Origin of the sequence: Mycobacterium asiaticum (assembly GCF_001673635.1) — a bacterium.
Taxonomy (GTDB): domain Bacteria; phylum Actinomycetota; class Actinomycetes; order Mycobacteriales; family Mycobacteriaceae; genus Mycobacterium; species Mycobacterium asiaticum_C.
The window spans coordinates 56339-70883 of record NZ_LZMH01000044.1; the positions used below are offsets into that span (position 1 = coordinate 56339).

The window sequence follows — 14545 nt, forward strand, 5'->3', positions numbered from 1 at the left end:
GTGCTGAATGACGGCTCCACATGCTGCGCCGCACCGCGGACTGGCGATGGTCGCGCTTGTCAAAGTCTTCATTCGAGTGTCCGACGCCAGTTCGACGACGTTCACCCGGAGCCAGTATCCCACATCACGCAACGAGCTCACGCGCGCCTGACGTGGCCGCCTACTCAGCCGGCCCGAACGGCGTCAGATGCCGGGGAACCAGAGCTCGATTTCGCGCTGTGCCGATTCGGGCGAATCCGACCCGTGCACCAGGTTGAACTGCGTTTCCAGGCCGAAATCCCCGCGGATGGTGCCCGGGGTAGCTTTGTCCACCGGGTCGGTACCGCCGGCGAGCTGACGGAATGCGGCGATCGCGCGCGGCCCGGAGACCACGGCCGCGACCACCGGCCCGGAGGTGATGAACTCCAGCAACGACCCGAAGAACGGCTTGCCGTCGTGTTCGGCGTAATGACGACGGGCCAGGTCCTCGCCCACGGTCCTGAGCTCCAGGGCCGCGATGGTGAGGCCCTTGCGCTCGATGCGGCCGAGTATCTCGCCAATCAACTGGCGCTCCACGCCGTCGGGCTTGATCAATACGAGGGTCCGTTCAGTCACGGTGCACACAGTAAAGGTCCGCGGTCACCGTCACCAAGTCGCCGTGACCCATTCGCTGGGCGGGGTCGGCGCCGTGGGCGCAGGTTCAGGCCTGCGGCGGTTGCTGCCGGCGCCGTACCTCGGCGCGCAGGTAGGCAATCAGCGCCCACACCGCAGCGAACAGCACACCGATGAAGCCGACGGCGGGATCCACCAAAAACCCCGCGACCAGCACGAATTGCACGCCCACATTCGCCCAGATCGCCCACGGCCTGCGCTGCAAGCCGGCCAGCACCACCAGCAGCACGGCCATCCCGATCAAAAAGCCCAGCGACTTGGCGTTCAGGCCCCCGCCGACGGCACCTACCACCGGGATGGCCAGCAGCACCACGATCACCTCGAGGATGAGCGTCCCGGCCATCACCCCGGCGAAGCTCTTCCACGGGTCAGCGGGCGGCTGATCGGTCATTCGGGATCACGACCGAACAGGGTTCGGGCGGCACCGGCGGTGACCACCGACCCGGTGATGACGATCCCCGCCCCGGACAGCGCACCGTCCTCGGCTACCACGCCCGCCTCGAAGCCGGCCTCGTCTACCAGGGCGGTCGCGGCGCCGATCGCGTCGCGCAGGTTTTCGGCGGTAACCACCCGGTCCGGCCCGAATCGCTGCTGGGCCACCAGCGCCAGCGACTCCACGTCAAGGGCGCGGGGCGACCCGTTCTGAGTCACCACGATGTGGTCGAACACCGGCTCCAGCGCGGCGAGGATGCCGTCCACGTCCTTGTCGGAGAGCACGCTGACCACCCCGACCAGGGTGCGGAAATCGAACTCGTCGGCCAGCGTCTGCGCGAGCGCGGTCGCCCCGGCCGGATTGTGCGCCGCATCGATGAACACCGTCGGGGCGCTGCGCATGCGCTCCAGCCGACCGGGGCTGGTCACGGCGGCGAAACCGGCCCGGACCAGGTCGACGTCGAGCTGCCGCTGGGCGCCCGCGCCGAAGAAGGCCTCCACCGCGGCCAGCGCGACCGCCGCGTTGTGCGCCTGGTGCTCGCCGTGCAGCGGCAGATAAATGTCCGAGTACACCCCGCCGAGACCCTGCAGCTGCAGCATCTGCCCACCGATCGCGACCTGGCGCTCCAGCACCGCGAACTCCGAGTCCTCTCGGGCGACGGCGGCGTCGGCCTGCACCGTCTGGGCGAGCAGCACTTCCATCGCCTCGGCTGTCTGGCGCCCGATGACGGCCACGGTGTCCGGCGCGCCGTCCGGGGCGCGGGTGATGATGCCGGCCTTCTCCCCCGCGATGCCGCTGATTTCGGGCCCGAGGTAATCGACGTGGTCGACGCTGATCGGGGTGATGACGGCCACCGGCGCATTGATCACGTTGGTGGCGTCCCAGCGGCCACCCATGCCCACCTCGACCACCGCGACATCGACCGGCGCGTCCGCGAAGGCGGCGAACGCCATCGCGGTCAGCACCTCGAACTTGCTCATCGCCGGACCACCGGCGGCTTGCGACTGCTGGTCGATTATCTGGATGTACGGCTCGATTTCCCGGTAGGTCTCGACATACTGCGCCGGTGTGATCGGCCTGCCGTCGATCGAAATGCGTTCCACTGCCGACTGCAGGTGCGGGCTGGTGGTACGACCGGTCCGCTGCTGGAAAGCGGTGATCAGCGCGTCGATCATCCGGACCACCGACGTCTTGCCGTTGGTGCCGGCGACGTGGATCGACGGATAGCTCAGTTGCGGGGATCCGAGCAGGTCCATCAGTGCGCTGATCCGGGTCAGGCTGGGCTCGATGCGCGTCTCCGGCCAGCGCTGATCCAGCAGGTGCTCCACCTGCAGCAGCGAGGCGATCTCGTCCGGGGTGGGCGCGAGCCGGGTGCCCGACTCCCAGTCGGGTGTCTCCGAAGTCATTGCAGCGCAGCCAACCTGGCCGTGATCCGCTCGGTTTCCTCCTGCGCCAGCTGTTGTCGTGCGCGGATCTTGCCTACGACCGCCTCCGGGGCCTTGGCCAGGAAGTCCGCGTTGCCGAGCTTGGCGGCAGTGGACGCCAGCTCCTTTTGCGCTGCGGCCAGATCTTTTTCGAGACGACGACGCTCGGCGGCGACGTCGATGGTGCCCGAGGTGTCGAGTTCGACGACGACGGTGGCAGCGCTGAGCCGCACCTCGAGGGACACCGAGGCGCCGAAGTCCTCACTGGGCTCGGTGAGCCAGGCAAGCGACGTCACCGCGGGAACCTGCGGGCTCAGGTCGGCGTCCTCGACACCAACCAACCGGGCCGGCACCTTCTGCCGATCGGCCAGGCCCTGATCACTGCGGAACCGCCGCACCTCGGTCACCAGCTTCTGCATATCGGTGATTCGTTGTGCGGCAACCGGATCAAGCGCCAGGCCCGAAGGCGTCGGCCACTCGGCGATCACCAACGACTCCTGGTGCGTCAACGCCTGCCACAACGCCTCGGTGATGAACGGGATCACCGGATGCAGCAGGCGCAGCAACGTGTCCAGGCCGGCGGCCAGCACGGCGGTGGTGTGGGTGAGACCTTGCCCCAGTTGGGTTTTGGCCAGTTCCAGGTACCAGTCGCAGAATTCGTCCCAGGCGAAGTGGTAGAGAGCTTCGCAGGCCCGGCTGAACTCGTAGCTGTCGAATGCCGAATCCACTTCGGCCCGAACCTCTTCCAGCCGGCCCAGGATCCAGCGGTCGGCATCGGTGAGCTCGTTCAGTGGGGGCAGGGGCGCCAGGGCGGCGCCGTTGAGCAGCGCGTACCGGGTCGCGTTGAACAGCTTGGTGCCGAAGTTGCGCGAGGCCCGGACGGCGTCCTCGCCGATGGCCAGGTCACCGCCGGGGCTGGCGCCGCGGGCCAGGGTGAAGCGCAGCGCGTCGGCGCCGAACTTGTCCATCCAGTCCAGCGGGTCGATCACGTTGCCTTTGGATTTGCTCATCTTGCGGCCGAATTCGTCGCGGATCAGGCCGTGTAGGAACACGTTGGTGAACGGCACCTGCGGGCCCCGACCCCCTCCGAGGGTGATGGCGTCGTCGCCCCCGACGTAGGTGCCGAACATCATCATCCGGGCCACCCAGAAGAACAGGATGTCGTAACCGGTGACCAGCACGCTGGTCGGATAGAACTTCTCCAACTCGGCCGTGCGTGACGGCCAGCCCAGCGTGGAGAACGGCCACAGCGCCGAGGAGAACCACGTGTCCAGCACGTCGGGGTCCTGCTCCCAGCCCTCCGGCGGTGTCTCGTCGGGGCCGACGCAGATCTGCTCGCCGTCGGGCCCGTACCAGATCGGGATGCGGTGACCCCACCACAGCTGCCGCGAGATGCACCAGTCGTGCATGTCGTCCACCCAGGCGAACCACCGTGGCTCCAGGCTGGCCGGGTGAATCACCGTGTCGCCGTTGCGGACCGCGTCCCCGGCGGCCTTGGCCATCGATTCCACTCGAACCCACCACTGCAGGGACAATCGCGGTTCGATCGGCTCGCCGCTGCGCTCGGAGTGCCCGACGCTGTGCAGGTAGGGCCGCTTCTCCTCGACCACCCGGCCCTGGGCGGCCAGCGCCTCGCGCACCGCCACCCGTGCCTCGAAGCGGTCCATGCCGTCGAATTGCGTTCCGGTGCCGGCAATTCGGCCCTTGGTGTCCATGATCGATGGCATCGGCAGCTGATGGCGCATCCCGATGTCGAAGTCGTTCGGGTCGTGGGCGGGCGTGACTTTGACTGCGCCGGTCCCGAATTCGGGATCCACGTGTTCGTCGGCGACGACGATCATCTCGCGTTCGACGAACGGGTGCGCCAGGGTGGTCCCAACCAGGTGGCGGTAGCGGTCGTCGTCCGGGTGCACCGCGATCGCGGTGTCGCCGAGCATGGTCTCGACGCGGGTGGTCGCGACGACGATGTGCGGTTCGGCGTCGTCGAGCGAGCCGTAGCGGAACGAGACCAGCTCCCCTTCGACGTCCTGGTAGTTGACCTCCAGGTCGGAGATGGCCGTCTGAAGCACCGGTGACCAGTTGACCAGTCGCTCGGCCCGGTAGATCAGCCCCTCGTCGTAGAGCCGTTTGAAGATGGTTCGCACCGCACGCGACAGGCCCTCGTCCATGGTGAACCGATCGCGGCTCCAGTCGACGCCATCACCGAGCCGGCGCATCTGGCCGCCGATGGCCCCGCCGGATTCCCGCTTCCAGTCCCAGACCTTCTCGACGAACAGCTCACGGCCGAAGTCCTCTTTGGTCTTGCCGTCGACAGCCAACTGCTTTTCCACCACGCTCTGGGTGGCGATGCCGGCGTGGTCCATGCCGGGCTGCCACAGCACCTCGTAGCCCTGCATGCGCTTGCGGCGGGTCAGCGCGTCCATCATGGTGTGCTCGAGCGCGTGACCCATGTGCAGGCTGCCGGTCACGTTCGGCGGCGGCAGCACGATCGAGTAGGCGGGCTTGGTGCTGTGCGGGTCCGCGGCGAAGTAGCCGGCATCCAGCCACCGCTGGTAGATCACGTCCTCCATCGCGGCCGGATCCCAGGACTTGGGTAGCTGGTCGTCGTCGGGGCGGGGGCTGGCGGTCACCGGTCAATTCTAGGAACCGCCGCCCGCGCCCCGTATAACGGCCTGAATCCGCAGGTGAGCGAGTTCAGGCGCGCCTGGTCAGGGAATTGTGACGACTTGCCCCGGGTAGATCAGGTCGGGGTTGGGGATGCCGCTGGCGTCCGCGATGACCTGGTACTTGCTTCCGTCGCCGTAGAAGCGCTCGGCGATGGCCCACAGGGTGTCGCCCGATTCGACGGTGTAGGTGCGCGCGGCGGGTTCCGGCGCGGGTTGCGGCGGGGCGTCGGGCGCCGACTCTCCGACGGGCTCGGCGACTGCTTGGTCGGTGGGCGCCGGCCCGTCCTGGGAAATGCCCTTGTCATCGAGATCCTCGGCGGCGGGCTCGGCGACCGGTTCGGGCGGCGGCGGCGCGTCGGTCTCGGTCTTGGTGGACCAGGCCGGACCGTCGGCGGCGTAGAGCACCAGATTGCGGTCGTCCTGCAGGACGAGCCTGACCTGCTTCTTGCCCTTGGTGTCGGTGTGCCATACCGGCTTGTCGGCCGTGTAGAGGACAAAGTTGCCGTCGCGTTGCACCTCGGCGCGCACCACATCCTGACCGTCGGTCGAGGTGGCCCACAGCGGCTTACCGCGCGAAGCGAGCACCAGGTTCCCGTCATCTTGCAGGGTGAGCGTGTAGGCCCCGTTGTTGGACACCAGCGACTCGCCGCGTACCAGCTTCTGACCTTCTTGGAGCGTGTCTGCCATGACTTTCCCTCTCGTTGCGTCGGTTTCGGTTCTGGTACTACCCCGCAGCGCGAGGCTACTAATCCTGCACTTACCGGAACAGACTTCGGCTCAGCGCAATTATGTTGTGGCGCTGGCTATTTCCGGCCGCCCAGCAAACCACCGAGGATGTCGCCCAGGCCGCCGCCCTTGCCGCTCAGCACGTTGCCGAGGATGCCGCCGAGCCCCTTGTCGTTGCCGCCGCCCAGGATGCTGCCGAGGATGTCGCCCAGTCCGCCGGAACCCTTCTGCGCGCCGGTTTCCTGCGTATTGCCCGAGCCGAGTTGTTTTCCGATGTAAGCCAACACGATTGGCAGCACCACCGGTAGCAGCTTCTTGAGCAGGTCGCTGTTGCCCGCGCCGCCACCGGCCAGTGCCGATGCGACCTCGTCGGTGTCTTTACCGCCGAACAGGGTCGAGACGGCCTGGTGTCCGTCATTCTCGTCTACCTGGTCCAGCGTCGGTCCGCCGCCGCCGGCGTCGAGCAGGCCCCGGGCGGCGTGACCGCTGGCCGCGGATTCGATCCTGCTGGCATGCTCGGGGTCTTGGCTGCCGTGCTGCAACCCGCTGAGCAAGACGGGCACCAGCGTGTGCACCGCCTTGTCCACCTCACCTTGGTCCGCGCCTAACCGGGTTGCGAGCTCCGCGGTCGGAATCTGCTGGTAAAGATCGTCGAGATCGGCCATCGCTCTCCACCTTCGTCGCTAATTCGTAGGGGGTCGCATCTTCGACAGTAGACTCACGCCTCCCGGATGGGCACCCCTTGGCGCGGAGGGTTCCCACCCGACACGTCATGTCAATCTCTCGGTCTGCAACGAGACTCCTGCCGCCGGGAGACGGTCCAGCAGCGCGTCGCCCATGGCCGCCGCGGGGGTCAGGACCCCGCGCAGGTCGGACAGCTTGTCGCGGTCTTTGGCCAACGCGAGGCCGCACTCGCCCAACAGCACCGATGTCGCCTTATAGCCAGGGTCGCCCCGCTGTTCCATCCGGGCCACGTAGCGTGCGCCCGAGGTGGTCGTGGTGTATGTCTCCACTTTGTAGAAGCCGCGCTCACGGGTCGCCTCGCTGGGGCCGCTGCCCGGTTTGGGAACGACCCGCTCCACCAATCCACTCGGAAGGCGGTGGAACAAGCGGCTGCCGACGGCGAACATCGCGTTGCCGAAGCCGGTCATGGCGGCCGACGCGACCGGCGCGAGCGGTGAGGAGCCGACGCTCATCGTTTCGGTGTAACGGAACTGGCGCCCGTAGGCCCAATCGAGTAAAGCGTTGCTGCGCCGAACGATTCGGGTGTTGTAGGGCGCCATCAGGAAAGCCGCTGTCCACAGTCCGCTGAGTTCGGGGGCGAGCTGGCTGCCGCGCCGCAGCGGCAGGTCGGGCTGCTTGCCCACCTCGGGTTCCGCTCCGCGGTCGCTACTGAGGGTGTACGGGTCGGCCATCTGCCGGCGCGCCTCGGGGTCGCGGGATGCGGTGCGCAGCACCTCCAATACCGAGGCGATGGTGCCACCGGACGCCCCGCCGCGCAACGAGCGGACCACGAAGTTGGTGTCGGCCAGTTCGCCCGCGCCGTCGTCGCGCGCGGCCTTGTACAGCGCATACACCGTCATGTCCGACGGAATCGAGTCGAAACCGCACGCGTGCACGATCCGGGCGCCCGTGTCGGCTGCCTGCTTGTGGAATTGGTCGATGCTTTCCCGGACGAACATCGCCTCACCGGTCAGATCGGCGTAGTCGGTCCCCGCGGCGGCGCACGCGGCCACCAGCGGCAACCCGTAATGGGTGTAAGGCCCGACGGTGGTGATGACGACCCGGGTGCGGGCGGCCATCTCCTCGAGCGTGGCCTGGGATGAGGCGTCGGCGGTCACCAATTGCCAGGATTGGGCGGACGGTCCGAGCGAGCTGCGGACCGCCTCCAACCGCTCGGTCGATCTGCCCGCCAGTGCGATCTTCGCGTCTTGGCCGGCGCGGGAGAGGTAGTCGGCGGTCAGCTTCCCTACGAACCCGGTGGCTCCGTACACGATGATGTCGAATTCACGTGGCGTATCGGTCACCGGTTCGACGCTACTACGGGCAGAAACGACGAAGTGCCGGGCTGGTAGCCCGGCACTTGTCGCTATTCGTTTATCGGCTGATCAGCCGCGTCGGCCGCAAACCGGCCAGGCACCGATGCCCTGCGAATGCAGCACGTTCTCGGCCACGCGGATCTGCTCCTCACGGCTGGCACCGGCAGCGGATCCCGAGCCACCGTTGGCACGCCAGGTGCTGGAGGTGAACTGCAGGCCGCCGGAGTAACCGTTACCGGTGCTGATGCCCCAGTTGCCGCCGGATTCGCACTGCGCGATCGCGTCCCAGTTCACGCTGTACGCCTTGGGCGCCGGTGCGGGGACCTGGTCCACGGGCGGTGCGTCCGGAGCCGGCAGGTTCGGGTCGAAGCCGGCAGGCTCCGGGGCGGGCGGCGCGTCGGCCGGCGGAGCGTCGACAGGCGGCGCATCCGGGGCCGGCAGGTTCGGGTCGAACCCGGCCGGCTCGACAGGCGGCGCATCCGGGGCCGGCAGGTTCGGGTCGAAGCCCGGCGCCACGTTCGGGTCCACGCCCTCGACGTCGGCATGTGCAATGCCGGCGCCCGGCATGGTCACGAGGGTCCCGGTGATCGCGGCGAGGATGAGCGTCTTGCGGACGTTCTTCAAGCTTGTTCCTTTCGTTGCGCGCGCGCCGAAGCCAGCCCACAGCTGTGGGTCGGATTGGATTGCTGCGTCAAAAGACGCGGAAATAACTGCTTCAGGGCGTGCCGTCTCGTTTCGGCACGACAGCGGAGGGTCTAATTACCCGGCGCGGCCGTTGACCGTCGCCTGCGGGGCGGCACCGGTACTCGGTTGCCGTCCCCCGCTCCGCTCACACGCGGGTCCGTGGATTCAGTTTTCGGTTTACCTATTCGGTTTTGCGGGCCCGCTTTCGGGCTAACAGGACCGTACGATAACGATTTGGATTCGTCATCTCGGCGACGCGAAGATCTCGCTGCGGTCACGAGTCGGTCACGGCGCAGATCCACAAGGGTTAGCGCAGGTCAATCACGCATTCACGGACGGTGTCGACGGGGCAACGAAGTCGCGGTTTGGTGAGCCGAATCACGCTCATAATGTGAGCTGTGACACCGGATTTGGGGTTTGAAAATCTCGGCGAGGCTGGGGCGCCGAGTCGAATGCCGGGGTGACCCAGCCCACATGCCAGGCAAGCCGTTCGAGTGCGTCACAGTTTCACTTGCGCCAAGTTGTCGATAGTCAAGTAACACAAGTGATTTCAGCGAACACGATCAGCACGCGACGGGTCAGCGCCCGGACCGCACCGGCGTTCTCAAATCGGCCTCGGTGTTCACGTTGGTCAAAGCATCGGATTCCGGCATGACAATCTGCTGGGAGTCCGAGGCATCGATCAAAGCGCTCATCCGGCGCGCCCCGCCGGCGACCAGCGCGTCGATCCGGTCGGCCAGGTCCGTGCGGTACACCGCGGCCAGATAATGACTACGGCCGTCCCACGGCATCACGATTTCGGCGTTGGTCTCGACCGCCAGGCGGGCCAGCTCGTCGATCAAATCGGTTGTCAGCGAAGGCATGTCGACCGCCGAGACGAATGCGAGCTTTGCCCCCGCGGCCGCGGCCTCGCGCAGACCGCGCCCAGTCGCCGGCAGCGGGCCGAGTCCACGCATTTCGTCGCGCAGGATGGGAACCGGCAGCGCCGGCAACGGTTGGCCCGGCGCCGCCATCACATACACCGGCGAACAACGTTGAGCCACAACGCTTACCACATGCTCGACCAGTGTGGTACTGCCACCCGGCACCGCCAGGGTCGCTTTGTCACGGCCCATGCGCCGCGATTCGCCGCCGGCAAGGACGACACCGGCCAGTGAAATCTCCTCGGGCACCTGTGTTGTCACCTCAGTCCACGGTCCAGGTGTCGCGACCGCGCAGCAGCGATTGCAGCGCGGCTTGGTCGGATGCGGTCGCAGTTCTGGCCGTGGTGACCTGCGAACGGGCCGCGTCGTCGTAAGTGGGCCGGCTGATGTCGCGGAAGATACCCAAAACTGTGTGGTCGAGATTCTGATCCGATAGCCGCGACAGCGCGAAGGCATAGGCCGAGTCGTCGGAATGCGCGTCGTGGACCACGATTTCATCCACGGCGACGTCGGCCGTCTTGGCCACTTCCAGGCTGAAGCCTGACTTCACCACGCAGAACTCACCATTGGCGCCGAACACAATCGGCTCACCGTGCCGGACCTTGATCACCCGCTCCTCGGCGCCCTCCTTGCGCAGCACGTCGAACGAGCCGTCGTTGAAGATCGGGCAGTCCTGCATGATCTCGACCAGGGCGGCGCCGCGATGTTGGGCCGCGGCGCGCAGTACCTCGGACAGACCGGCGCGGTCGGAGTCCAGCGCCCGGCCGACGAACGTCGCTTCCGCGCCCAGCGCCAGGGACACCGGGTTGAACGGGTGGTCCAGCGAACCCATCGGGGTCGACTTGGTGATCTTGCCGACCTCGGATGTGGGCGAGTACTGACCCTTGGTCAGCCCGTAGATCCTGTTGTTGAACAGCAGCACCGTGATGTTGACGTTGCGGCGCAGCGCATGGATGAGGTGGTTGCCGCCGATGGACAGCGCGTCCCCGTCACCGGTGACCACCCAGACCGACAGGTCTTCACGCGCCAGCGCCAGACCGGTGGCGATGGCCGGAGCCCGGCCGTGGATCGAGTGGAACCCGTAGGTCTCCAGGTAGTACGGGAACCGGCTGGAGCAGCCGATGCCACTGATGAACACGATGTTCTCGCGACGCAGCCCGAGCTCGGGCAGGAAGTTGCGGATCGTGTTGAGGATGACGTAGTCACCGCAACCCGGGCACCAACGGACTTCTTGGTCGCTGGTGAAGTCCTTGCCCTTCTGCGGCTGGTCTTCACCGGAGAGCCGGGGCACCCCGTCGTTCTTGCTCGGCTTGGGGGTGACGCCCAGGTCGGCCCCAATCAGGTTGGTCATAGTGCGGCTCCCGCTCCAACCGTGGCCGCCGACAACCGGGCGACCATGGTTTTGTCTTGCTCGATGTCTGCCAACGTCCCGCCCAACGCGGCGCGGATGACGCGGCCCACTTCGTCGGCCAGGAAAGACAGGCCGTGCACCTTGCTCACCGACTGCACGTTCACCAGATATTTCGCGCGCAACAGCATCGCGAGCTGGCCGAGGTTCATCTCCGGACACACCACCTGCGGGTAGCGACGCAACACATCGCCCAGGTTGGCCGGGAACGGGTTGAGGTGGCGCAGGTGGGCATGGGCGACCTTGATGCCCTTGCGCCGCGCCCGTCGGCAGGCTTCGCCGATGGGGCCGTAGGAACTGCCCCACCCGATCAGCAGCAACTCCGCGTCGCCGGTCGGGTCGTCCACCTCGAGATCGGGGACGCTGATGCCGTCGATCTTGGCTTGCCGGATCCGGACCATCAGGTCGTGGTTGACGGGCTCGTACGAGATGTCGCCGGAACCGTTGGCCGCTTCCAGGCCGCCGATGCGGTGTTCCAGGCCGGGGGTGCCCGGCACGGCGAACTGACGGGCAAGCGTCTCGGGGTTACGCGCGTAGGGCTGGAAGGGTTCGTCCGGCTTGGCGAAGACGTGCTTGATGGGCTGGAGCGAGCTGACGTCCGGGATACGCCACGGCTCAGACCCGTTGGCGATGGCGCCGTCGGACAGCACGATCACCGGGGTGTGGTACGACACGGCGATGCGGACGGCCTCGATCGCGGTCTCGAAGCAGTCGGAGGGCGACCGCGGCGCCACCACCGCCACCGGCGACTCGCCGTTGCGGCCGAACAGGGCTTGCAGCAGGTCGGCCTGCTCGGTCTTGGTGGGCAGCCCGGTGGACGGTCCGCCGCGCTGGACGTCGATCACGATCAGCGGCAGCTCGGTCATCACACTGAGCCCGAGCGCCTCGGACTTGAGCGAGATACCCGGTCCCGAGGTGCTGGTGACACCCAGCGCGCCGCCGTAGGAGGCGCCGATCGCGGCGCAGATACCGCCGATCTCGTCCTCGGCCTGGAAGGTGATGACGTTGAAATTCTTGTGCTTGGACAACTCGTGCAGGATGTCCGACGCCGGGGTGATCGGGTAACTGCCGAGAACCACCTGCTTGTCGGCCAGCTGGCCCGCCGCGACGATGCCGTAGGCCAAGGCGGTGTTGCCCGAGATCTGCCGGTATTCGCCGGCCGGCAGCGAGGCCTTCGACACCTCGTAGGTGGTACCGAACGCTTCGGTGGTTTCGCCGTAGTTCCAGCCCGCCTTCAAGGCCAGCACGTTGGCCTCAGCGACGTCGGGCTTACGAACGAACTTTTCCCGGATGAAATTCTCACTGGTCTGGATCGGACGCGAATACATCCACGACAGCAATCCCAGCGCGAACATGTTCTTGGCGCGCTGGCCGTCCTTCTTGGTGGCGCCGATCGCTTCGACCGCGCCGAGGGTCAGGGTTGTCATCGGTACCGCGTGGACGACGTATTCCTCGAGCTCGTCGGTTTCCAGCGGGTTGGTGACGTAACCGACCTTGGTCAGATTGCGCTTGGTGAATTCGTCGGAGTTGGCGATCACCATGCCGCCGCGCGGCAAATCACCGATATTGGCTTTGAGCGCGGCGGGGTTCATCGCGACCAGCACGTCGGGCCGGTCGCCTGCCGTCAGAATGTCGTAGTCGGCGATCTGAATCTGGAATGACGAGACGCCTGGCAAAGTTCCTGCGGGAGCGCGGATTTCGGCGGGGTAATTGGGTTGGGTGGCGAGGTCGTTTCCGAAAAGGGCCGCCTCAGAGGTGAATCGGTCACCGGTCAGCTGCATGCCATCGCCGGAGTCTCCCGCGAAGCGGATAACGACGTTCTCCAGGCGCTGCCGACCGGACCCGTTACGAGACTCTGCCCCGGCGCCATTGCCGTTCAGATCCACGTCTCCGCCTTCCATCTAGTGTCCGGACAGGCACTCCACTGGTTCCCAAGATTACGCGCGCCGGAGTGCCTTCTTCCGCTCTCACGTTTCATGTCACTGGCGGTACCAATTATGACACTTTTCTTAGGTTGTATAGCCGCTCTCAACGCGGTGTTACCAGCGAGTACGCAAGCAAAAGCCGTAGTCAGCGCGGGGTCGTCGACGGCGAAACGCCAAACTGTGGTATTCGTCACTCTGGCGTGGCAAACACACGCCAGACGCGGGAAAACGAGCGGTTAGGCGCTCTTGTCGCGCCGCTCCGAACGAGACGGCTTGCGGGGCACGATCGTCGGCAGCACATTGTCCTGCACGGTCTCCTTGGTGACGACCACCTTGGCAACGTCGTCGCGGCTCGGGATGTCATACATCACCGGCAGCAGTACTTCTTCCATGATCGCGCGCAGACCCCGCGCGCCGGTGCCGCGGTGGATCGCCTGGTCGGCGATCGCCTCGAGCGCCTCGTCGCTGAACTCCAGTTCCACGCCGTCCATCTCGAACAGGCGGGTGTATTGCTTCACCAGAGCGTTTTTGGGCTCCGAGAGGATCTTGACCAACGACTCCTTGTCCAGGTTCGTGACCGAGGCGACCACCGGTAGGCGGCCGATGAACTCGGGGATCAGGCCGAACTTGATCAGGTCCTCGGGCATCACTTCGGCGAAGTGGTCGGTGGTGTCGATCTCGGCCTTCGAGCGCACCTCGGCACCGAAGCCCAGGCCACGCTTGCCGACCCGCTCGTAAATGATCTTCTCCAGCCCAGCGAACGCACCCGCGACGATGAACAGCACGTTGGTGGTGTCGATCTGGATGAATTCCTGATGCGGGTGCTTGCGTCCGCCCTGCGGCGGAACCGACGCCTGGGTGCCTTCCAAGATCTTCAGCAGCGCCTGCTGAACGCCCTCGCCGGACACATCCCGGGTGATGGACGGGTTTTCGCTCTTGCGGGCGATCTTGTCCACCTCATCGATGTAGATGATGCCGGTCTCGGCGCGCTTGACGTCGTAGTCGGCCGCCTGGATGAGCTTGAGCAAAATGTTCTCGACGTCTTCACCGACATAGCCGGCTTCGGTCAGCGCGGTGGCGTCGGCAATGGCGAACGGCACGTTGAGCATCTTGGCCAGCGTCTGGGCCAGGTACGTCTTGCCGCAGCCGGTCGGGCCGAGCATCAGGATGTTGGACTTGGTGAGCTCGACGGGTTCGTAGCGCGAGTCACGGCCCTTTTCGCCGGCCTGAATTCGCTTGTAGTGGTTGTAGACGGCGACCGCGAGCGTGCGCTTGGCGGTGTCCTGTCCGATTACGTAGCCCTCGAGGAAGTCACGAATCTCGATCGGCTTGGGCAGTTCGTCAAGCTTGACGTCGTCGGCGTCGGCCAGTTCCTCTTCGATGATCTCGTTGCAGAGGTCGATGCACTCGTCGCAGATGTACACGCCCGGGCCAGCAATGAGCTTCTTGACTTGCTTCTGGCTCTTGCCGCAGAACGAGCACTTCAGCAGGTCACCGCCGTCTCCGATGCGTGCCATGATGCCTCAGGGCCTACTTCCTGTGTCGCCGTAACGTCTTGGTTGCCGGTTGGTATCTCACGACGCTACCCGTTAGTTCCGGCCTGCCGCGACCGTTAATGCCGAATAGCTTGCTTGGTATTCAACTGATTATTCGCGCTTATGGTGTG

The 14545-nt window shown here is 66.2% G+C and carries 12 protein-coding genes; all 12 read right to left on the reverse strand.

Annotated features, from left to right (window positions below):
• Positions 1-183: 183 nt before the first annotated feature.
• A complete protein-coding gene (ndk, locus tag A5645_RS13115) occupies positions 184-594 on the reverse strand; it encodes a nucleoside-diphosphate kinase (RefSeq protein ID WP_065037044.1) in 411 nt (136 codons plus the stop codon).
• An 85-nt stretch (positions 595-679) separates the two neighbouring features.
• Positions 680-1042 (reverse strand): DUF4233 domain-containing protein, encoded by a 363-nt coding sequence (locus tag A5645_RS13120; RefSeq protein ID WP_065036986.1) that lies wholly within the window; start codon positions 1040-1042, stop codon positions 680-682.
• Positions 1039-2490 (reverse strand): bifunctional tetrahydrofolate synthase/dihydrofolate synthase, encoded by a 1452-nt coding sequence (gene folC / locus A5645_RS13125; protein ID WP_065129808.1) that lies wholly within the window; start codon positions 2488-2490, stop codon positions 1039-1041. The genes A5645_RS13120 and folC overlap by 4 nt, the downstream gene beginning before the upstream one ends.
• Positions 2487-5138 (reverse strand): valine--tRNA ligase, encoded by a 2652-nt coding sequence (locus A5645_RS13130; RefSeq protein WP_065129811.1) that lies wholly within the window; start codon positions 5136-5138, stop codon positions 2487-2489. The genes folC and A5645_RS13130 overlap by 4 nt, the downstream gene beginning before the upstream one ends.
• Before the next feature lie 78 nt (positions 5139-5216).
• Positions 5217-5861: a LysM peptidoglycan-binding domain-containing protein gene (locus A5645_RS13135; protein WP_065129813.1), complete on the reverse strand. Its 645-nt coding sequence runs from the start codon at positions 5859-5861 to the stop codon at positions 5217-5219.
• 116 nt (positions 5862-5977) lie between these two features.
• The gene (locus A5645_RS13140) at positions 5978-6565 is read right to left on the reverse strand and encodes a DUF937 domain-containing protein (RefSeq protein ID WP_065129816.1); all 588 of its coding nucleotides are present in this window, start codon (positions 6563-6565) and stop codon (positions 5978-5980) included.
• Positions 6566-6670: 105 nt separating this feature from the next.
• On the reverse strand, positions 6671-7927 hold the full coding sequence (locus tag A5645_RS13145; RefSeq protein WP_065129817.1) for a saccharopine dehydrogenase family protein: 1257 nt from the start codon (positions 7925-7927) through the stop codon (positions 6671-6673).
• 81 nt (positions 7928-8008) lie between these two features.
• A complete protein-coding gene (locus tag A5645_RS13150; RefSeq protein ID WP_065036992.1) occupies positions 8009-8563 on the reverse strand; it encodes a transglycosylase family protein in 555 nt (184 codons plus the stop codon).
• Between the two features lie 638 nt (positions 8564-9201).
• Positions 9202-9807 carry a molybdenum cofactor guanylyltransferase gene (mobA, locus tag A5645_RS13155; RefSeq protein ID WP_155767992.1) on the reverse strand — a complete coding sequence of 202 codons (606 nt, stop codon included), beginning with the start codon at positions 9805-9807 and terminating at the stop codon, positions 9202-9204.
• A gap of 1 nt (position 9808) precedes the next feature.
• On the reverse strand, positions 9809-10897 hold the full coding sequence (locus A5645_RS13160; protein WP_065036993.1) for a 2-oxoacid:ferredoxin oxidoreductase subunit beta: 1089 nt from the start codon (positions 10895-10897) through the stop codon (positions 9809-9811).
• Positions 10894-12840 carry a 2-oxoacid:acceptor oxidoreductase subunit alpha gene (locus A5645_RS13165; protein WP_155767993.1) on the reverse strand — a complete coding sequence of 649 codons (1947 nt, stop codon included), beginning with the start codon at positions 12838-12840 and terminating at the stop codon, positions 10894-10896. The genes A5645_RS13160 and A5645_RS13165 overlap by 4 nt, the downstream gene beginning before the upstream one ends.
• A gap of 275 nt (positions 12841-13115) precedes the next feature.
• Positions 13116-14396 (reverse strand): ATP-dependent Clp protease ATP-binding subunit ClpX, encoded by a 1281-nt coding sequence (clpX, locus tag A5645_RS13170; RefSeq protein ID WP_065036994.1) that lies wholly within the window; start codon positions 14394-14396, stop codon positions 13116-13118.
• Between the last annotated feature and the right edge of the window lie 149 nt (positions 14397-14545).

What these genes read in the sequence shown, in the direction of transcription:
- clpX (WP_065036994.1), bottom strand. Translation starts at nt 14,396, where the DNA reads ATGGCACGCATCGGAGACGGCGGTGACCTGCTGAAGTGCTCGTTCTGC.
- A5645_RS13135 (WP_065129813.1), bottom strand. Translation starts at nt 5,861, where the DNA reads ATGGCAGACACGCTCCAAGAAGGTCAGAAGCTGGTACGCGGCGAGTCG.
- A5645_RS13140 (WP_065129816.1), bottom strand. Translation starts at nt 6,565, where the DNA reads ATGGCCGATCTCGACGATCTTTACCAGCAGATTCCGACCGCGGAGCTC.
- folC (WP_065129808.1), bottom strand. Translation starts at nt 2,490, where the DNA reads ATGACTTCGGAGACACCCGACTGGGAGTCGGGCACCCGGCTCGCGCCC.
- A5645_RS13160 (WP_065036993.1), bottom strand. Translation starts at nt 10,897, where the DNA reads ATGACCAACCTGATTGGGGCCGACCTGGGCGTCACCCCCAAGCCGAGC.
- A5645_RS13120 (WP_065036986.1), bottom strand. Translation starts at nt 1,042, where the DNA reads ATGACCGATCAGCCGCCCGCTGACCCGTGGAAGAGCTTCGCCGGGGTG.